The sequence below is a fragment of the Bradyrhizobium forestalis genome (assembly GCF_002795245.1).
GTDB lineage: Bacteria > Pseudomonadota > Alphaproteobacteria > Rhizobiales > Xanthobacteraceae > Bradyrhizobium > Bradyrhizobium forestalis.
Map to the genome: position 1 here is coordinate 133,528 of NZ_PGVG01000015.1, position 19,251 is coordinate 152,778.

The following is a 19,251-nucleotide window of genomic DNA, read 5'->3' on the forward strand; positions in this document are numbered from 1 at the left end:
TTCCCTGAGATCAAGTTTTGCGGCTGCCAAGGAGCGCTGTGATGTCTGACAAATTCACATACAGGAGTCGCGGGTTTTTTGGCCGAATTCCATCCGAGCCTCATGACCTGACGGACCGTATCACGCCGGTCGAGGCCTGCATCGTCCTGTGCCATCTCGGCGTTCTGGAGGTCCCCGCCGCCGAGGATTGGAAGCTGGAAGTCGGCGGGTTGGTGGAGAGGCCCGTCGTTCTAACACTTCGCGAGCTCAAGAACTTTCCAAGGCGTGAAATCGTTTCGGTGCATCAATGCGCAGGAAGTCCGCTCGCGCCCGACAAGCCGACAAGGCGAGTCTGCAACGTATCATGGGCAGGGTTTCGTCTGGACCACCTATTGGAAATGGTCGGAGTTGAACGGACAGCACGCTTCGTCTGGTCGCACGGCGCGGATTCTGGCGAGTTCGGCGGCATCGAGTGCGGTCACTATTTAAAAGACCTGCCGCTCTCGAGGGCGGCCAGCGATGTTCTGGTGGCTTACCAGATGAACGGCGCCGACCTGCTCCCAGAGCATGGATATCCGCTGCGCCTTGTCGTTCCGGGGTATTACGGCACGAACAGCGTCAAGTGGCTGCGCAAGATCGAGCTTCGTTCGGAACGAGCACCCGGTGTTTTCACGACCAAATGGTACAACGATCCCGAGCCGGACGGGTCCACCCGACCAGTCTGGGGAATTGCACCCCAGTCGATCATCGTCTGGCCGAAACCAGACAGCCAGCTGCGCCGCGGCGACCTGGTGCAGGTGTGGGGATGGGCTTGGGGGGATGCGGATCTGGATATAGTCGAGTTTAGCTCTGATGAGGGGGCCTCTTGGCAGGAATGTCGTCTGGAGCGCATAGCTGGCTGGTCGTGGACCAAGTTCGTGTGGAACTGGTCCGTTAGGGAGGGCTGCACCGGGTTGTTGTCGCGAGCCAGATCCCGATCGGGTGAACTTCAGCCAGAAGCGGGACGGCGCAACGCCATCTATCGTGTCCCGATCTCGGTGCTTTGAAGACGTGCAACAAGCCGTGCAGATTTTCGCATTCGCGCGCATCCCGTGAGGGACTAACCTCTATTGGCCAACACCGGGAGGTAGTCTCAAATGGTTTCCACTTTGCCGCGCTTCAAGGCCGCCGCATGCCACACGTCTTCAGTCTTTCTCGATGCCGCCAAGACTGCTGAAAAGGCGTGTGATCTCATCGCGGAGGCGGCGCGCAACGGCGCCTCTCTGGTCGCCTTTCCCGAGTCTTTCATTCCGGGTTTTCCGGTCTGGGCAGCACTACAGGCGCCCATCATGTCCCACGATTTCTTCGGAGCCTTATCGGCGCAGGCGCTTTTGCTCGATAGCCCTGAACTGACGAGGATCAGAATGGCCGCCAAGCGCCACGGTGTCGTGGTCTCGGTCGGCTTCACTGAAGGGACCGTCGTTAGCCTGGGCTGCATCTGGAATTCCAATCTCCTGGTCGGCGAAGACGGATCGATCCTCAATCATCACCGCAAGCTCGTGCCAACATTTTATGAGAAGCTGGTCTGGGCAGCCGGAGACGCACGAGGCTTGCGGGTGGTCCAGACGAAGGTAGGCCGCGTGGGCATGCTGATATGTGGCGAAAACACAAATCCGCTGGCCCGCTATTCGCTGATGGCTCAGGGCGAACAGGTGCACATCTCGACCTACCCGCCGATCTGGCCCACCCGTCCATCTCAACAGAAGGGGGGGTATGACCTGCGCAAAGCAATCGAAATACGGGCTGGCGCCCACTCATTCGAAGCGAAGTGCTTTAACATCGTTTCGTCAGCCTGCGTCGACGTCGGAATGAGGGACGCACTCGCCCAGGCAAATCCGGCGATGCTCGATCTGATCAAAGGGACGCCTCATGCCGTCTCGATGATCCTCGATCCAGCCGGACAGGTCATTAGCGAGGTGCTTTCCGAGAGCGAAGGCATCGCTTATGCCGACATCGACGTCGCTCGTTGTGTCGAGCCGAAGCAATTTCATGACGTTGTTGGCTACTACAACCGGTTCGACGTGTTCTCACTCACAGTCGACAGGTCGCAGCGGGATCCGGCGGTCTTCGTCGAGGTGGAAGGACAAGAGCTGGTGGACCGGTCGGGACAGTCTAAGCGCCGCGAGATGCCGGAGCCGCCAGCCAGCGAATTTGAACGCCTGGTTGCGAACTGATCCACTTTCGAAGCGATGGATGAGCACGTCTTCGGCGAGTTCCTTGGAAGTGGTGAAGAATAGCCGCCCTTAACTGCGAACCGCGTCAAGTGCACAATCGTCCGATGCAGAGGGTCGTGGAGCGTCCACGCCCCTCTGCTGATGCGCATCAGCTCATCGTCGGCATCACGAACTCGGCGCCGGCGCGGATGCCGGTCGGCCACCGTGTGGTGATCGTCTTCAGCTTGGTATAGAACCGAACGCCCTCGGGTCCGTGCATGTGGTGATCGCCGAACAGGGACGCCTTCCAGCCGCCGAAGGAGTGGAACGCCATCGGCACGGGTATCGGCACATTGATGCCGATCATGCCGACCTGGATCTGATGGGCGAATTCCCGGGCCGCATCGCCATCCCTCGTGAAGATGGCGGTACCATTGCCGAACTCATGCTTGTTGATCATGTCGGCGGCTTCATCGTACGATTTGGCGCGTGCCACCGCGAGCACCGGACCGAAGATCTCCTCGCGGTAGATCTTCATGTCGGTGGTTACGCGATCGAACAGTGTACCGCCGAGGAAATAGCCTTTCTCGTAGCCCTGCCGACGGAAGTCCCGTCCATCGACGATAAGCTTGGCACCTTCTTCGACGCCAGCGTTGATGTAGCTGTGGACCTTGTCGAGATGCTGCTTCGTCACCAGCGGACCCATTTCCGCTTCTGGATCGGTGCCCGGGCCGATATTGAGAGCCCGAACCTTGGGCGCCAGCTTCTCGATCAACCGGTCCGCCGTGGTTTCTCCAATCGGGACCGCCACCGAGATCGCCATGCAGCGTTCGCCGGCGGAGCCGTAAGCCGCGCCCATCAACGCGTCGACCGCCTGATCCATGTCCGCATCGGGCATGACGATCATGTGGTTCTTGGCACCTCCGAGCGCCTGGCATCGCTTGCCATGGCGCGTGGCGGTCTCATAGATGTAGCGGGCTATCGGGGTCGAGCCGACGAAGCTGACAGCGACGATGTCCGGGTCGGTCAAAATGGCATCGACGGCCTCCTTGTCACCATGCACGACGTTGAAGACGCCGTCGGGCAATCCGGCTTCTTTGAGCCACCGCGCGAGCGTGAGCGAGGCGGATGGGTCCCGCTCGGACGGCTTCAGGACGAACGTGTTGCCGGAGGCGAGGGCAACCGGGAACATCCACATGGGCACCATGGCCGGGAAGTTGAACGGCGTGATTCCGGCCACGACGCCAAGCGGCTGACGCAGCGAGTGGCTGTCGACCCGGGTGCCGACGTTCTCTGTGATCTCTCCCTTGAGAAGCTGCGGTGCAGCGGTCGCGAACTCTACCACTTCCATGCCGCGCTGGATTTCGCCCTTGGCGTCCGAGAGCACCTTCCCATGCTCCGCCGTGATCACCGCGGCGAGCTCGTCGATCCGATCTTCGAGGATCCGCAGGAAACGGTTGAGGATGCGCGCGCGGCGGAGAGGAGTAGTATTGGCCCAGGCGGGAAACGCCTTCCTCGCTGCCGCAACCGCCGATTGGACCTCCTGTGTCGTTGCCAATCCGAGCGTTCCCGATTGCTCGCCGGTCGCTGGATTGTAGACGGGCGATGTGCGAGCGCTCCGGCTCGGTACCAGCTCGCCGTCGATAAAATTCGGAATAGTCGCGGTCATGGGGCTCCTCTCCTCCAATGAAGCTTGATCGCACTCGATATGATCGCATAAAAACGCTTATCAACGGCCGGTTTTGCGGCTCCGTTGTGCAGAAAGTGTAGTCAATGGATTGGGAGCGGGTTCGGATATTCCTTGAGGTCGCGCGGGCGGGGCAGATTCTGAAGGCGTCGAAACATCTGCGCTTGAATCATGCCACGGTGGCACGCCAGCTCACGGCATTGGAGCGCAGCCTGAACGCCAAGCTGCTCGAACGTCATACTTCCGGCTGCACGTTGACGGCGGCAGGCGAGGCCCTGCTCGCTGCCGCGGAGCGCGCAGAGAGCGAGTTTCTCAAGGTTGGCTCAAGCATCGGAGGCTCGACCGAGGCAATCACTGGCACTGTACGCGTGGGGGCACCCGACGGGCTCGGCAACTACTTCTTGGCCGATCAGCTTGGCTCGCTTGCGGCGAGAAATCCAGGCCTCATCGTCCAGCTCGTGCCGCTGCCGCGAACTTTCTCCCTGTCGCGGCGCGAGGCAGACATCGCGATCACGCTGGATCGGCCGAAGCAGGGCCGTCTGATGTTGTCAAAGCTGACCGACTACACCCTCAGCGTCTATGCGGCAGCGAGTTACCTCGCGCGCGAGGGGCCCATACGCGATCAAGCCGACCTTGCCGGCCGCCTGTTTGTCACGCATGTCGAGGATTTCGTTTACAGCCGCGCGCTGGACTATGCGTCAGTGCTGGGCCGGCTCATGTCCCGGCGCTACGAATGTGGCAGCGTTGTCGCTCAGATGGAGGCGGTTCGGAGCGGCCACGGTGTCGGCATCCTGCACGACTACGCTGCCGGACGCTATCCGGAGTTGAAGCGCCTGCTGCCTGACGTCCGTTTTGTTCGGAACTACTGGTTGACGTCGCATCCTGACACGCATGAAACCCGTCGCGTTCAGGAGGTTCATCGATTCATCACGACCGCTGTGAAGACCGCGAGATCATCTTTCGAGGCGGACTAGCGGCATTCACCACCGCGGTGGTCGCAGGCACGTCAGCAGACGAGATCGATCCCGCGCATTCGATCAATGCTCGCAATGCGGACGAAACGAATGCATCTTTGCGATGGACGAACAGTGTGGTGGCTCTGCCCGTTCCATTCGGCAGCGGATGAATTCGAATCAGGCCCTGCAGTGCCGCGGGCTCAGCAACCACGTGCGGGACCAACGAAAGGCCGACCGAAGCTGCGACACAGCCGATGATGCCGTCGAGCGTTCCCATTTCCATCCAGCGCAGGTCCACGAAACCGCGGTGGGCGAGATATTCCGACAAGCGTTGCCGATAGGAGCAACCCGCACGGAAAACAATCACTTTGCGGCCGCTTCCGGTTGCGAGAAACTTGTTGATCTGCTCGGGGGACGTAACCATCGGCGGCGTGACAAGGACCAGCTCCTCTTCCACGATCGGCTTGCTGGCCAATTCGCCATGCGTCACCGGCGCGGAGACAAAGGCGCCATCGAGCTTCCGCGACAATACGGCGTCCACAAGACTTGCCGTTGGTCCCGTTTCGATCTGAACGTCGACATCCGGATAGGCAATTGCGTAATGCGTCAGCAAGGGCGGCAAGCGCAAGGCCGCCGTCGTTTCCATCGACCCGATCCGCAATTCGCCACTGGGAGAGGCCTCGTCCTTTACCGCGCGCTGCGCTTCCGCCAAGAGTTCGCTGATCCGCTTGGCATAGGGAAGCAGCCTGTTTCCCATTGAGGTGAGCGTCACCCCCTTCTTGGACCGGTGAAAGAGCTGGACGCCAAGCTGAGCCTCCAGAGCCCGAATTCGTTGTGTGACATTGGACTGCACTGTGTGGAGATCGTTCGCAGCCCGGCCGATTCCACCAGCCATCGCCACGGCGGCAAAGAAATTGAGGTCGGTGCTATCCATGGGGTCATCTCCAATAATGATGGTATCGATCAAAAATAATCACTTTTCCGTTGTCAATGGTCAATCTAGCCTTCCCGCATCGAAGGGCAGATCGCCTGAGGGGATGGACTATGGCTATCAAGACGAGACTGACCGAATTCTTCGGACTTGAGCATCCGATCGTGCTCGCGCCGATGGATCCAGCCTCCGGTGGTGAACTCGCGTCGGCTGTGTCCGCAGCCGGGGCGCTAGGCTTGCTCGGTGGGGGGTACGCAAACAGGGCTTGGTTCGAAGAGCAATCCGCCAAGGTTAGCCGCCCCGACGTCGGTTGTGGTTTCATCAGTTGGGCGCTAGCGAGCGATCCGGGTCTGCTCGACCTTGCTCTGCAACGGCATAGCAGAGCACTCATGTTGTCGTTCTCCGATCCCGCGCCTTATGCGCCGAAAGTGAAGCAGGCGGGCATTCCGCTGATCTGCCAGGTGCACACCCTCGAACACGTCAAGCGGGCAATCGACGTAGGTGCCGACGTCATAGTCGCGCAAGGCACCGAGGCGGGCGGGCACGGGCTAACGGCACGCTCCACGATGCCGTTCGTTCCGGCGGCTGCTGATCTGATCTCACGGCGAGCGCCCCGGGTTCTCTTGCTTGCCGCCGGAGGCATTGCGGACGGCCGCGGCCTCGCCGCGGCGCTCATGCTCGGCGCCGACGGTGTATTGATGGGAACGCGTTTCTGGGCCGCGCAGGAATCTGTGATCCACCGCAATGCTAAGGAAAAAGTGGTCACCGCCTCGGGCGATGAAACAATCCGCACTCGTGTCTACGATGTCGTTCGCAAGAAGGCTTGGCCTACCGAATATACCGGCCGTCTGATGAAAAACGGCTTTATCGAGAAGTGGCACGGTCGCGAAGATGAGCTGCGCACTCTCCAGGAAGCGGAGTTGCAACGTGTCGAGCAAGCCTGGACGTCGGGCGACTACGACACGGCCAACGTCACTGTCGGAGAGGGCATCGGCCTCATTAACGACATCCCAACTGCCGGCGACCTCGTGAAGCGCATTTCGGCTGAAGCGAGCGCCTGCCTTTCGCGCTACGCTGCTGCGCGGAGTTCGATCGCGGCCTGAGCGACTTCCCTCACCTTCTATATATTGCCGGGCGAAAACGAGCGCGTGCGCCACGGCGCCCGCGATTGAGAGAACGCGTGCCCTAGAGATCGAAAGAGAGATGTTGATGAGCGAACCGAGATTGGATGCCCGGGCTCCGGGAATATGGACTGTCGTACTTGCCTCAAGTGCAGGTACGATTATCGAGTGGTACGATTTTTATCTGTACGGCAGCCTCGCCGTATTTTTTTCGACACTCTTTTATCCGGCCAATGATCCGACCGCGGCGGTCCTGATCAGCGTTGCGACCTTTGCTACTGGATTCGTTATTCGTCCCTTTGGCGCTATCGTCTTTGGCAGTCTCGGCGACCGGCTAGGACGGAAACACACGTTCCTGCTCACCCTGATCCTGATGGGCATTTCGACCACCATGGTCGGATTTCTGCCGACATACTCAAGCATCGGATTTGTAGCTCCCGTCGCGCTTGTGCTGCTGCGCCTGGTCCAAGGGTTGGCCATTGGTGGAGAGTACGGCGGCGCCGCCGTTTACGTGGCGGAACATGCTCCGGAGAACCGTCGCGGCTTCTTCACAAGTTTCATACAAACCACCGCGACCGTCGGTTTCTTTGTAGCCATCCTCGTCGTGCTTGCGTGTCGCTTGTCCCTCGGCGAAGAGGCATTTCGCGCGTGGGGATGGCGCATTCCGTTCCTGTTGTCGGCCGTTCTCGTCTTGCTCTCGATCTATCTCCGCCTGAAGCTTAGTGAGTCGCCCGTCTTCGAGCAGATGCGTCAAGCCGGAAAAGTCTCACGTGCGCCCGTGCGAGAAAGCTTCGGCAGTGGGCAGGGACTGCGATATGCCTTGTATGCCCTATTCGGTGCAACGGCCGGACTTGGTTGCGTATGGTACACGGGGCAATTCTACGCGCTGTATTTTCTACAGAGCGTTCTGAAGGTGGACTTTCTCACGGCGAACATTTGTGTCGCTGTGGCGCTGGCCATCGGAACGCCTTTGATCGTGGTAAGTGGCGCCCTTTCTGATCGCATCGGGCGTCGGCCTCTAATCGTAACGGGACTACTGCTCGCGGCTGCTCTGTATGTGCCGATCTACATGGGAATGGCCGCGGCGACAGCGGTTCAAAACTATGTTGCAGTGACGGCCCTCATCTTGGCCCAGCTCATCTTCGCCGCACTGGTCTATGGGCCGAACGCCGCTTTCCTCGTCGAGCTTTTTCCGGCGCGGTTGCGGTATACTTCCCTGTCTCTTCCCTATCACATCGGGACGGGCATATTTGGCGGCTTCGTCCCGCTAATCAGCCTCTCGCTTGTCAGCTACACGGGCAACATCTATTCGGGTTTAATCTATCCAATAGCGGTCTCGGTTTTGACGGCGATTGTCAATGTGTTTTGCCTGCCGAAGGCTGCGCCAGCCGCGGCGTCAGGCGAGCGCGAGGCAGAACCTACGGCGGAGCGGCAGCTTGCGTGAGAAACGTAGGCCGCCTGATCCAGGTGCTCTTTGCGCGAATACTCGTCTGAACCTAGCTATCGCTGTGATACACTGTCGGCCTGGAAGTTCCGATGACGCGCCCACCATTGTCGTTCCTGCAATGAGTTTCTCCCTAGACTTGTCGCTAGATGTTCTGCGACCCCGCTGCTCGTAGCAGCGGGGCGTTTCTCGAAGGGCAGATCGCATCCTAAGCATGGACATCTTAAAGCGCAGACCCACGACGGAGCGTCATATGAATTTTCGGGCTTTGGACCGGATCAACCCGCTACGCAAACCAAGGGGGGCGAGCCTGTAGTGCAACGTTGGTCCGTCGGTTTTCCGCGCAAATTCGGTTCATTGTGTGTGGCATTTCACGGCGTTCAGGGCACAGACGCGGAGACAGTCCACAATTCTGGCTTTATTCCTTGGCTGTCGGAGGCAATCCACCTGCCCAGCGGACCGGACGTGGTCGATCACGCCTGGTTTGTTGACCAGAACGGCCTCTACACGCATGTGGTAGCGACCTATTGGGTCGAATAGATGCGTCGGGATAGCTGGCTTGATGATGCTCACGTTGCGAATTGGTGGAACAATCCAGCGAGAAATTCGGAGCGCACCGGCTACTCTCAAGAAAGTTGGACGATTCCGATCGAGCGCATCGAGACGCTGTATTGGGAAGACTATCAGGTTGGCCTCAGTCGTTCCAAGGACGTTGCGCTCTATCCTACGCCGTATTGTGGATATTACGGTGCAATGCGTGACCGCATTCCTCTAGCTGCAGTCGATCCGCTGGCGTCGGCGCTCAATGAGCTTCAACCCGCAACTCGACGTTAGACAAGGTTTCATCGCTGGCGTATTGCCGCTCCACAGAATCTCGCAGTCATACGCTCTGGCGCGTTTTGGGGACGCTGTGATCCAGAGCAAACCGAGGACTACATGCGTGACCTGCGTGCGCCTCTTGAGCAAGGAATGGAGTTTCTGCGCGAAAGCCCCGAGGCGACTGGCTGCTGCTCGTCACGCTTCCAACAAACTTGCGATGCAGCCGGCGCACCCGAGCTTGAGACCCATGCGCTCGGATATTTCCTGTCGCTCAACCACATGGAAGAGCGGGCTGAACATCATCCTTCGCATGGAGCCATTTTCTGTGCAGCGATGGCCAGATACCGCAGATTCGGCAAGAAAAACCAGCTGCGAACCTGGCACGAAGTCTTCGTATTGCCAGCGCAAGATCAGGCTTTCGAGTACGTCAACTGTGCGCCGGGTACCGGCTTGGTGAACTATTTTGAAGGGCACCGACTATCATAGCGGCCCGCTTCGATTCCGGCTTAGATCCGAGCAGGTCGAACAAAGCCTTCATGGCGCTCGACACATAGGCGTCATGACGACGGACGAACACCGTTTCTACCATTGCGCGGGAAGGGGGAAGCTTATGCACGGCAACTTGGCCGTTCTTAAGAGCGGGAGCAATGACGCCCCTTGGCAGCAGAGTGACGCCAACGCCGGCGGAGACGCAACTGACGATCGCATCGAGAGATCCGAACTCGAGAGGCTGGGCCACTGCAATGCCCATTTCGGCCAAAGCGGCCTCCAGCTTTTGACGATATGAGCAGCCGATCTGGAAGACGATCGTTTTTAGATCATTGATTGTTCCCTAAGCACGAAGGCTGCATGAGCATCGTCGATACGCGAGACGATGCCGCTCCGTCGGGTCGATGGCCGCATCACGCACGGTAATCATCGGAACATGAGAGGCCCGACCGGGTCCGCTGGATTGGTCTCCAGCGGGGGACAGCGGCAAGGCACTGCCAGAGCCGTTGTTCGAGCTGAGGTCGGGAGTCGGACTGGTCCATACTACCTGTGAAGTCGTCGAAGGTAACGAGACGCATGGAGGGAAGGGACCAGCCCGAGGGGAGCCTGCGCGAGGAGGCCAGGGTCCGGACACAGAGCCGGGTTACCTTCTCTCCCGTGGGCGGCTGGTCAACTGCAGAATGACCAGCTTCTCGGTACGCTCGAAACCAAGACCAGTGTCGAACGCAGCTACGCAAGACCGCGGATGAAGATGCACGACCTGATAGCGGTCACGGGCCGGCACGTGCAGCGTCTCAACCAGCACTTCATGAGTGAGGTCCAGCAACTTCCGGAGCTCACCATCGCTCCATCCCTCGATCAGATCTGCCACGTGAAAACGCGCAATACCGGTTGCAACTTTTTCATCAGGTGACGCATTCGAAATTCCGATGATCATGATCACGGCTTCAGATGACGCGAACTCTCCACGGTTTAAATCTCCGAGGCAGAGCCGACGAAGGCATGCTGCAGGCACCAGCGATCGCCCAATTCGCCGAGCACGCTGGCGGAAAAAGGTGAAAAAATGTACGCCAAGATAGACGCGCACCATCATTGCGATTTTTGCAACAATATGTTGCCGGGCGGCGGCATTCCCGGCTAATCCGATCAGAACTACTAGGAAGCCAAAACAGGAGAAGAGTTCGATGAACCAGCAAATTCGGCTCTACGGTGGCAAGTTGTCGGGTCACAGCCATCGTGTGGAGTTGTTTCTCAGGCTTCTCGATTTGCCGTTCGAGTTTGCCGCTACGCCGCCACCTGATCGCAAGACGCCGACGTTTCTGGCGATGAACGCATTCGGCGAGATTCCAGTCATCGACGACAATGGCATCATCATCGCTGACTCGAATGCGATTCTTGTCTATCTCGCCACTCGCTACGACGCGTCCAGGACCTGGCTTCCTGTGGAGGCCGTTGAACTCGCGCAGGTTCAGCGATGGCTCTCCGTCGCTGCCGGCCCCCTCGCCTTCGGACCAGCAACCGCTCGCCTCGGCGCCGTGTTCGGACGATCGATCGATCGTGAGCGGTCAAGCGAGATCGCGGATCGGCTCTTCAAGGTGATGAACGAGCATCTGGCACAGAGAGAGTTCGTCGCCACCGACGTGCCGACAGTTGCTGACGTCGCATGCTACAGTTACACGCGCGCCGCACCGGAAGGTGGCGTGGCGCTGCAGCCTTACCCGAACATCGTTCGATGGCTCGAGCGTATCGAAGCATTGCCAAGATTCGAGCCAATGCCGCCCGCACCTCGATAGATGCCTTCTGGAGCGGTAAATCATGATATCGGAACGCGGTTCGTCTCCGTTTCACCCAGGTGAGCTCGAGGTCCAGCACCGGGCGGGTGTCGGCGACGGCATCCGGAGGCGTGCGCAGGTGGCAATAAGAAAGGAGATGCCCGAACAGCACCGGGATTTTTTCGCTAACTTGGGCTACGTCTTTGTTGGATCCGCTGATCGGGACGGCTTGCCGAGCGCATCGGTTTTGACCGGGCCGACAGGCTTCTTGTCGTCGCCAGACCCGGGGCGCCTGCTGGTCAGGGCTTGCCCCTCTAAGGACGATCCCTTGAGCGATAATCTAGTAGTTGGCGCCCACTTGGGGTTGCTAGGTCTAGACCTGACGAACCGACGGCGAAATCGACTCAACGGACGAGTTGCAAGCGCGGACGCTGAGGGATTTGAGGTGCATGTGCATCAAAGCTTTGGCAATTGTCCGAAATACATTCAGGTTCGCCAAAACATAACCTCGGATCAGTTTTCGTCTCATCAAAGGCCGAGAGTCGAATTCAAGCAGCTCGACGAGGCGCTTAAGCGGGTCATTCAAAACGCGGACACGTTTTTCGTGGCATCCTGCATTCGCACGCAGAATGGGGAGCCAGACACCTATGACTGCGATATATCTCATCGTGGGGGCCGACCCGGTTTCGTACTGGTCGGCGATCGCGAGATCACTGTTCCAGACTTTTCTGGCAACCTCTATTACAACACGCTAGGCAACTTTTCAGTTCATCCATATGCCGCTCTGCTCATCATCGATTTTCTGACCGGCGATTTGGTACACATTCGCGGGCGCGTTGAAATTCTTTGGAGCGACCCTCGTGTTGCCTCGTATTCTGGCGCCCAATGGGCTTGGCGCGTATATATCGAGGATGGATACTTCGCGCCGAGCGCCTCCATTCGATCTGGCCCTGAAGTCGAGTTCTCGCCGTTTACGAGCACGACAGGGCTTTGGCGAAATGAGTAGGCTCAGCTAGACCATCGCATCAGTCGCCCAACACTCAAAATCGGCCCCATGTCAGAACGGAGAACTCCCTTGTATGTGCCTCCCGCGTTCAGAGACGATGACGCGGACGACTTCGTCATGGGCTTCGAGAGCAAGGCCGATGCGCAGGAAATGCTCTTGGCTCTCAAGGTGCGGCTGGCCAGCTTCGGCCTGACGCTCCATGAGAACAAGATCGAGTTTGGCCGGTTCGCGGCCCTCTCGCGTCAGCGGCGGGGCGAGCGGCGGCCAGAGACCTTCGCCTTCCTCGGCTTTACCCACTACTGCGGGCGGACACGAGATGGCCGGTTCATCGTGAAGCACAAGACGGAAGCGAAACGCCTGACGCGCAAGCTGACGGCGTTGCGCCAGGAGGCCTGGCGGCTCATGCATGCGCCACTGGCCACGCAGTACGAGTGGTTCGCCGCCGTTCTGCGCGGGCACTATGGCTACTATGGCAGGCCGCACAACTATCCAGCGCTCAACGGCTTCTACCGCGAAGTGCGTCGAACCTGGCTGCGTTGTCTGAGACGGCGCAGCCAGAAAAGTCGGCGCATGAGCTGGCCAGAGTTCGAGACCCTGACGGCACGCTTCCGCCTGCCAACTCCACGCATCACTCGCACATGGGCGCAGGCGCGGATATGACGCGGGTTACCCTCGGGAAGAGCCGGGTGCGGGGTGTGCTGCAGGTGCACACGGGAGGGGGTTTGCGATGAACAACTGACCGTGGGGATAAGCTGCGCGAAAGATGAGGGCGGGCCCCTCGGGATCGGCTTTCAGGAGCAGGTCCCAAACCAGTCCAAGCTGCTGCGTTCAAAAGGCGCGGTGGTGAGCGTTGGATCAAAAGTCCGAATGAAATTCGGGCAGGTGAGCATTCGAGAGACGAGCGTGAGCAAACCCTCGGTGACGCGCCGAAAGGCTTTAGACACTGCTAAAACCGGAGGCGCTCGCATCCTCTGGGACAAATCTGTCGGTTACCTGGGTACTGGGCAGATAGCGGTCGGCGTATAGGGGGCGTGAAGCGGATGCAGGCTTTCGTGTGGAACTGCAGGAACCAGTCCCTGGATGCCAAGGGAGAAGCTGAAGCGGCTAAAACTGCGAGGCGAGAGTACCGAAGCCAGGGACTGGGGCGGACCGACCCGTACGAGCGGTGAAGGCCCCGTAATCGGGCCGGAGCAAAGGGGTCGGGTCAGGACAAATCGTATTGACGTACCAACTGGAAACAGGATGACGACGACGATCACGACAAACAAGCCGTTTCATATCGATAAGAAACGTGTGTACGAGGCTTACAAAGCGGTCAAATCCAATGCGGGTTCGGCCGGTGTGGATGAACAGACGATCGAGCAGTTCGACTCCGACTTGCAGAACAATCTCTACAAGCTTTGGAATCGGATGAGCTCGGGAAGCTACTTTCCACCACCGGTGCGCGCCGTCTCCATTCCCAAAAAGGCTGGAGGCCAGCGGATTTTAGGTGTGCCAACCGTAGCGGATCGAGTGGCCCAGATGGTTGTCAAACAACTCATTGAGCCGGACTTGGACCCAATATTTTTGGCAGACTCCTATGGCTATCGGCCGAGAAAATCGGCGCTCGATGCTATCGGCGTCACGCGCAAGCGGTGCTGGAAATACGACTGGGTTCTCGAATTCGACATCAAAGGTCTGTTCGACAACATCGACCATGAACTTTTGCTACGGGCTGTCCGGAAGCACGTGACGTGCAAGTGGGCGCTGCTCTACATCGAACGATGGCTGACGGCACCTATGGACAAGGATGGAATAATTATCGAGCGAACCCGCGGCACCCCTCAGGGTGGCGTGATTAGCCCGATATTATCCAACCTTTTCTTGCACTACACTTTCGACCTCTGGATGGGACGGGCGCACCCCGACCTCCCATGGTGTAGGTATGCAGACGATGGCCTAGTGCACTGCCGGAGCGAGCAAGAAGCGGAAGCCTTAAAGGCCGAGCTACAAACTCGTCTGGCGGAATGCGGGCTTGAGATGCACCCCACCAAAACCAGGATTGTCTACTGTAAGGACAGCCGGCGGAAGGGCAGCTATTCGAACGTCAAGTTTGACTTCCTTGGCTACTGCTTCCGGCCGCGACGGGCAAAGAACTCGCAAGACGCCTCGGTGTTCTGCAGTTTTCTGCCTGGGGTCAGCGCTTCGGCGCTGAAGTCTATGCGGGCGGCAATCCGGGATTTGAACCTCCGAAGACGGACCCATGTGTCAATGGCTGACATCGCTCGGCAGCTCAATCCACTCCTGCGGGGGTGGATTGAGTATTACGGTCGATTCACGCGGGCGGCTCTGGGGCCAATCCTTCGATACGTCAATCAGACAATCGAGGCTTGGATGATGCGGAAGTTCAAACGCTTTATGGGTCGCAAGGCCAAGCCCGGCCGCGTTCTCGAACGACTATCTCGAGAACGTCCCGGGTTGTTCGCACACTGGAAGATCGGCATACGCGGCTCGTTCGCCTGATGGGAGCCCAGTGAGGCGAGAGTCTCACGCTGGGATCTATGAGAGGCCGGCGGTGAGATTCCACCGGCCTACTCGCCAAAGCCGCCTGCCCGGATCTGTGAGGGCAAAGCCAAATGGCCGAGCTACTCGACCACGATCCCTGCGCCCACCGGCTCTCGCGTACTTGGAACTCGAGATTGCGCCCCCAGTGTGATCGTGAAGCTTGTGGGGTAACGGTCGAAGACATGAATTAGACTGTACAACCTGACCCCACGCAGGCCTTAAGCTCTTTCAGGTGCCGGTCATGGCGAGGCTGATTGAGGTATGTGCACGCGTCGAGCCTCAAGTTAATGATCCTCTGCGGATTCCGACGAAAGAAGCGCGAGGCGGACCCGCTTTCTCGACACTTGCACATACCTCAATCAGCCTCGCCACAGCCGTCAAGGCTTGATTCGTACGTGGCGTGAGGTTGTAACCTGAGACCGAGCGCGCGGCCAATTTCCAAATTGAAGCCGGAGCTGGACGGGTTGTTTGAGATGAAAGCGGACGTCTTGCGTCTATACGGGCCAGGTTCAAACCCGACGTGCCGCACCGCTCTTTCAAAGGAGGATGCGGGTAATGAGCGAACAGAGAGAAGGGGGAGGACTGTCGTTCTTTGGCTTTGTTGCGGTCGTCGACCTGAGCGAACGGCTTAGCTCCGGGTCAGCTATGAAGATTTACCTCATCTAGGGAGAGTGATGTGGAGTCCAACTATAACGAATGGTTCATTACGGACGCTTGGATGCATCAATACGCTGCTTTGCAAGAGCAGCAGCGGGCGAGGCAAGAGTCGGATCATATTCCTGCGGATCGTCGGATTATCGCGCCAATCTCATCAGGGTGACGGCACAGCGCGCGGTGGCAGGGATGGCGTGATCATGGGTTTCTTTTTCGCCGAGCACTTGCAGCGCACTCGGTGAGTTCTCCCCCACTGCGAGGACCTCGTGTCCTCGCGACCTTTTGCGCCGCATTCATCTAGCCAGGAGCAAATCGATATGAGCTGGAAAGCCCCAAAAATCGTCGAATTACCGGTCGGTCTCGAAATCAACATGTATGCGTGCGCCGCTCGCAAGGAGGTTACCAGAAAGCTGGGAGCTTGAAGACAGATCCTATCCTTGCGGTCAACGATCGAAGTGAGCACTACCCTGGCAAACAACACCACACCTTAGGCAATCTCAAGGAGGAGACAAGATGTCGATCACGATGACTCATAACGCCAAGTCTGCCGCTGAGGACCGTACTCAGCCGTTGGCGAATTTCAAACTTGCAGCAGGAGTCACTCTGGCGGTGCTAGCGCTGATGGTGTTCTGGCGCATCTTTCAGCAGGTCTATGCTTGGAGTGCCGGCCTGGATTCGACTGAGCCCGCGTTCGATGTCGCCTGGATGACGTTGCTGAAGGTTGAGCTTAGCGTCATCCCTTTGCTCTGGGTGGTGACCTGGGCGTATCTATGGTTCACGCGAGACCGCAATCTTGGCGCGCTCAAACCGCGGGAAGAGCTCCGGCGTTACTTCAATCTGGTCCTGTTCATCTTCATCTATGCCCTTTGCGTCTGGTTCGCTACCAGCTTCTTTGCCGAGCAGGACGCCTCATGGCATCAGGTTGTGGTCCGGGATACAAGCTTCACGCCGAGTCACATCGTGCTGTTCTACGGCACCATGCCACTCTACGTCCTGTTTGGCGTGGGATCATTTCTGTACGCGATGACGAGGCTGCCGAAGTTCGCAACGCAGATCTCAATTCCATTCGTGCTCGCGGTTGTAGGTCCGTTTCTAATATTGCCGAACTTGGGCTACAACGAGTGGGGCCATGCCTTCTTCCTGATGGAAGAGGTGTTCTCCTATCCCTTGCACTGGGGCTTCGTCGTGATGGGCTGGAGTGTGCTGGCCTTGGGTGGGCTCCTGATCCAGATCGCGATGCACATGCTTGAAGTGATCGGGCGGCTTTCCCAAGAGGACGAAGTTTCGGTCGCCACCCAGCGCTGAAACCGCTTATGAACCATTGATCGCTGACAGCCCGGCATGTGCAAAGCATGCCGTCTTGTAATCATGTCGGGCGTCGGTTTCCAGGAAGGTCGATCTCAACTCGGTAAAAGCAATTAGGAGGAAGCCATGCAAGGAGGAACGTCTGTGAGACTGTATGGGCTCGAATGGCCTAAAGAGTCAGCAAGAATCTCAAGAGTGTTAGACCTTCTCGTCGCCGCCATCCTTTTTCTGGCCGTCTCCGGCGCATTCCACCTACATTACATGCTGACCGCAGGGGACTGGGATATGTGGATCGATTGGAAAGACAGACAGTGGTGGGTCACTTTGTCTCCAATTATGGCCATAACATTCCCTGCAGCTTTGCAGTATGTGTTTTGGACGAAATTTAGACTTCCAATCGCCGCTACATTTGCGGTCGTTTGTCTCCTGTTCGGTCAGTGGATAAATCGATATTTCGGTTTCCACCTTTGGTCGTACTTTCCGATGAGCGAGGTCATTCCAGCGCTGCTGATACCTGGCGCACTAGTCCTCGATGTCGCTCTTTTGCTGACCGGGAATTTTTTGTTCACGGCCATGTCCGGCGCCTTTGCATTCGCACTGCTTTTCTACCCGACTAACTGGTTTTGGCTGGCGCCATATCGGCTACCCGTAGAAGTGATGGGGCAGCTTGTTTCCGTGGGCGATTACATCAGCTATGCCTTCACCCGCACCGCCCTGCCTGAGTATATCCGGCTGATAGAGCGGGGCACGCTTCGAACTTTTGGTGGCCACTCAGCCATTATCGCGTCCTTTTTCTCGGCGTTCGTATCCATACTGATGTATTTGGCGTGGTGGCATATCGGAATGCTCCTCGCTCGTGTGGTAACGACGCCAAACACCCTGAAAAATTTTATGGGGCTCACCGATAAGGATGAGCCAGCTGAGGCAGCCCAAAAAGCCATAGACGGCACCAGCCTGCAAGGGCGCTTCGTCGCAGCCGAATGATCCTGCTGGGACTGTGGAGGACTCCAAATGAGAACATTCTGTTTCCGCAAAAGCTCACGCTTGCTTGTAATCTTATCGGCAGCGGCGGCGATCATGCAGATCGGAATACTGACCTTCGTCCCAGATGCTGCTCTGGCGCATGGTGAGCGCAATCAGGAGCCGTTTCTGCGGATGCGAACGGCTCATTTTTACGATGTGAACTGGAGCACGAACGAAATTCCCGTGAACGGTGAAATCGTTGTCACCGGCAAGTTCCGACTCTTCCCGATCTGGCCAGTCAACCTACCCCTTCCCGAAGCGGCCTTTCTGGGAAACGGGACGCCGGGCCCGGTGCTAGCCCGAACCGAGAGCTACATTAATGGTGTCCCAGCAATTCAGTCCACCAAACTGGAGTTGAACCGGGACTATGAATTCAAAACAGTGCTCAAAGGACGAGTGCCAGGCCACCATCACGTCCATCCGATGATCAACGTGATGGGAGCCGGGCCGCTGCTCGGACCGGGAAACTGGCTGACGGTGACGGGGAACGAAAGCGACTTCAAGCTTCCAATCAAAACTCTCAGTGGCGAGACTATCGATAATCTCGAAACCTGGGGCCTTGGCAGGGTGTTCTTCTGGCATGGCTTGTGGGTTGCGATCGCCATCGTGTGGCTTGTCTGGTGGTTGCGCCGGCCGCTCCTGCTGCCTCGTTTTCGCGCGTTGACGGAAAAAGGCGGCGATCGATCTCAGCTCGTTACCAGCACCGATCGCCTATTTGGGGCCGGTTTGCTCGTGGCGACGATTCTCATCGTATTCTTCGGCTTTCAGGCGACCGACATCGCTTATCCAAGGACCGTGCCGCTGCAGGGGTCCCGCGCAACCGTCGAGCCCCTACCGGAAGTGCCTGAGCAGGTCAAAGTTGTGGTCAACAAGTCAAACTATGACGTCCCTGGCCGCTCGCTTCGTATGAACGTGACACTGACGAACAATGGGAGCACGTCAGCACAGCTTGGCGAGTTCTTAACTTCCAATCAGCGCTTCATCAACCATGAGGTTAGCCAGGCAATGGCGGCGGTGGATCCGAATTACCCCAAGGAATTGCTTCCTCCGAATGGGCTTAAGGTGAGCGACAGCCGACCGCTCAAGCCGGGTGAAACGAAGACAGTCGATATCGAAGCGGCCGACGCGGCATGGGAGACGGAGCGCTTGAGTAGCCTGATCAACGATCCGGACAACACGTTGGGAGGACTGTTGTTCTTCTATGACGAGCACGGCAAACGGACAATCTCAAACGTCAGCGGCCCCATGGTCCCTGTATTCACCGATCCCGACAACCGCACGGCTGAGAATCCGAAAGGAGGTCCGGGTTGAACATCGTAAAAGCCGCAG

17 protein-coding genes and 1 pseudogene are annotated in these 19,251 nt (G+C 58.3%); 14 read left to right on the plus strand and 4 right to left on the minus strand.

The features are described from left to right. Positions 1 to 41 precede the first annotated feature (41 nt). Positions 42 to 1,025, plus strand: coding sequence for a molybdopterin-dependent oxidoreductase (locus CVM73_RS19550; RefSeq protein ID WP_100233508.1), 984 nt, complete (start codon positions 42 to 44; stop codon positions 1,023 to 1,025). A 90-nt stretch (positions 1,026 to 1,115) separates the two neighbouring features. Further along, positions 1,116 to 2,192, plus strand: coding sequence for a carbon-nitrogen hydrolase family protein (locus tag CVM73_RS19555; protein ID WP_100233509.1), 1,077 nt, complete (start codon positions 1,116 to 1,118; stop codon positions 2,190 to 2,192). Between the two features lie 148 nt (positions 2,193 to 2,340). Here CVM73_RS19555 and CVM73_RS19560 read toward each other — a convergent pair whose 3' ends face one another. Beyond that, positions 2,341 to 3,840 (minus strand): CoA-acylating methylmalonate-semialdehyde dehydrogenase, encoded by a 1,500-nt coding sequence (locus CVM73_RS19560; protein WP_100233510.1) that lies wholly within the window; start codon positions 3,838 to 3,840, stop codon positions 2,341 to 2,343. Positions 3,841 to 3,944: 104 nt separating this feature from the next. Here CVM73_RS19560 and CVM73_RS19565 point away from each other — a divergent pair, with 104 nt between their 5' ends. Continuing rightward, positions 3,945 to 4,832 (plus strand): LysR family transcriptional regulator, encoded by an 888-nt coding sequence (locus tag CVM73_RS19565; RefSeq protein ID WP_100233511.1) that lies wholly within the window; start codon positions 3,945 to 3,947, stop codon positions 4,830 to 4,832. On the opposite strand, the gene CVM73_RS19570 is transcribed toward CVM73_RS19565, so the two are convergent. Then, entirely contained in the window at positions 4,786 to 5,748 is a 963-nt protein-coding gene (locus CVM73_RS19570; protein ID WP_100233542.1) for a LysR family transcriptional regulator, read from the minus strand. The two genes, CVM73_RS19565 and CVM73_RS19570, sit on opposite strands and share 47 nt — an antisense overlap. A 110-nt stretch (positions 5,749 to 5,858) precedes the next feature. On the opposite strand from CVM73_RS19570, the gene CVM73_RS19575 reads away from it, so the two are divergent. The 3 genes and pseudogenes from CVM73_RS19575 (at position 5,859) to CVM73_RS19585 (ending at position 9,615) form a co-directional block, all read left to right on the plus strand. After that, a complete protein-coding gene (locus CVM73_RS19575; RefSeq protein WP_100233512.1) occupies positions 5,859 to 6,848 on the plus strand; it encodes an NAD(P)H-dependent flavin oxidoreductase in 990 nt (329 codons plus the stop codon). A 106-nt stretch (positions 6,849 to 6,954) separates the two neighbouring features. Next, complete coding sequence (locus CVM73_RS19580; protein WP_245452364.1) at positions 6,955 to 8,310, plus strand: MFS transporter; 1,356 nt, start codon at positions 6,955 to 6,957, stop codon at positions 8,308 to 8,310. A 540-nt stretch (positions 8,311 to 8,850) separates the two neighbouring features. Further along, positions 8,851 to 9,615, plus strand: a pseudogene (locus CVM73_RS19585) (phenylacetaldoxime dehydratase family protein). Here CVM73_RS19585 and CVM73_RS19590 read toward each other — a convergent pair. Next, positions 9,557 to 9,955, minus strand: coding sequence for a LysR substrate-binding domain-containing protein (locus CVM73_RS19590; protein WP_100233514.1), 399 nt, complete (start codon positions 9,953 to 9,955; stop codon positions 9,557 to 9,559). The pseudogene CVM73_RS19585 and the gene CVM73_RS19590 overlap by 59 nt on opposite strands. Positions 9,956 to 10,261: 306 nt before the next feature. Further along, positions 10,262 to 10,711 carry a tautomerase family protein gene (locus CVM73_RS39270; RefSeq protein ID WP_146006627.1) on the minus strand — a complete coding sequence of 150 codons (450 nt, stop codon included), beginning with the start codon at positions 10,709 to 10,711 and terminating at the stop codon, positions 10,262 to 10,264. Positions 10,712 to 10,802: 91 nt separating this feature from the next. On the opposite strand from CVM73_RS39270, the gene CVM73_RS19600 reads away from it, so the two are divergent. From CVM73_RS19600 to amoB, 8 genes are all read left to right on the plus strand, one after another. Next, positions 10,803 to 11,411, plus strand: a complete 609-nt coding sequence (locus tag CVM73_RS19600) for a glutathione S-transferase (protein ID WP_100233515.1) — start codon at positions 10,803 to 10,805, stop codon at positions 11,409 to 11,411. Between the two features lie 136 nt (positions 11,412 to 11,547). Further along, positions 11,548 to 12,396, plus strand: coding sequence for a pyridoxamine 5'-phosphate oxidase family protein (locus tag CVM73_RS19605; protein ID WP_158237589.1), 849 nt, complete (start codon positions 11,548 to 11,550; stop codon positions 12,394 to 12,396). A gap of 69 nt (positions 12,397 to 12,465) precedes the next feature. Next, positions 12,466 to 13,056 (plus strand): RNA-dependent RNA polymerase family protein, encoded by a 591-nt coding sequence (locus tag CVM73_RS19610; protein ID WP_100233517.1) that lies wholly within the window; start codon positions 12,466 to 12,468, stop codon positions 13,054 to 13,056. A 582-nt stretch (positions 13,057 to 13,638) separates the two neighbouring features. Then, positions 13,639 to 14,898: a group II intron reverse transcriptase/maturase gene (ltrA, locus tag CVM73_RS19620; RefSeq protein WP_100233518.1), complete on the plus strand. Its 1,260-nt coding sequence runs from the start codon at positions 13,639 to 13,641 to the stop codon at positions 14,896 to 14,898. Between the two features lie 1,013 nt (positions 14,899 to 15,911). Beyond that, positions 15,912 to 16,016, plus strand: coding sequence for a pyrroloquinoline quinone precursor peptide PqqA (gene pqqA / locus CVM73_RS19625; protein ID WP_100233519.1), 105 nt, complete (start codon positions 15,912 to 15,914; stop codon positions 16,014 to 16,016). Between the two features lie 91 nt (positions 16,017 to 16,107). After that, positions 16,108 to 16,899, plus strand: coding sequence for a bacterial ammonia monooxygenase, subunit AmoC (gene amoC, locus CVM73_RS19630; protein ID WP_100233520.1), 792 nt, complete (start codon positions 16,108 to 16,110; stop codon positions 16,897 to 16,899). Positions 16,900 to 17,025: 126 nt separating this feature from the next. Next, positions 17,026 to 17,883 carry a bacterial ammonia monooxygenase, subunit AmoA gene (gene amoA, locus CVM73_RS19635; protein ID WP_100233521.1) on the plus strand — a complete coding sequence of 286 codons (858 nt, stop codon included), beginning with the start codon at positions 17,026 to 17,028 and terminating at the stop codon, positions 17,881 to 17,883. Positions 17,884 to 17,910: 27 nt separating this feature from the next. Further along, a complete protein-coding gene (amoB, locus tag CVM73_RS19640) occupies positions 17,911 to 19,233 on the plus strand; it encodes a bacterial ammonia monooxygenase, subunit AmoB (RefSeq protein WP_100233522.1) in 1,323 nt (440 codons plus the stop codon). Positions 19,234 to 19,251: the final 18 nt, after the last annotated feature.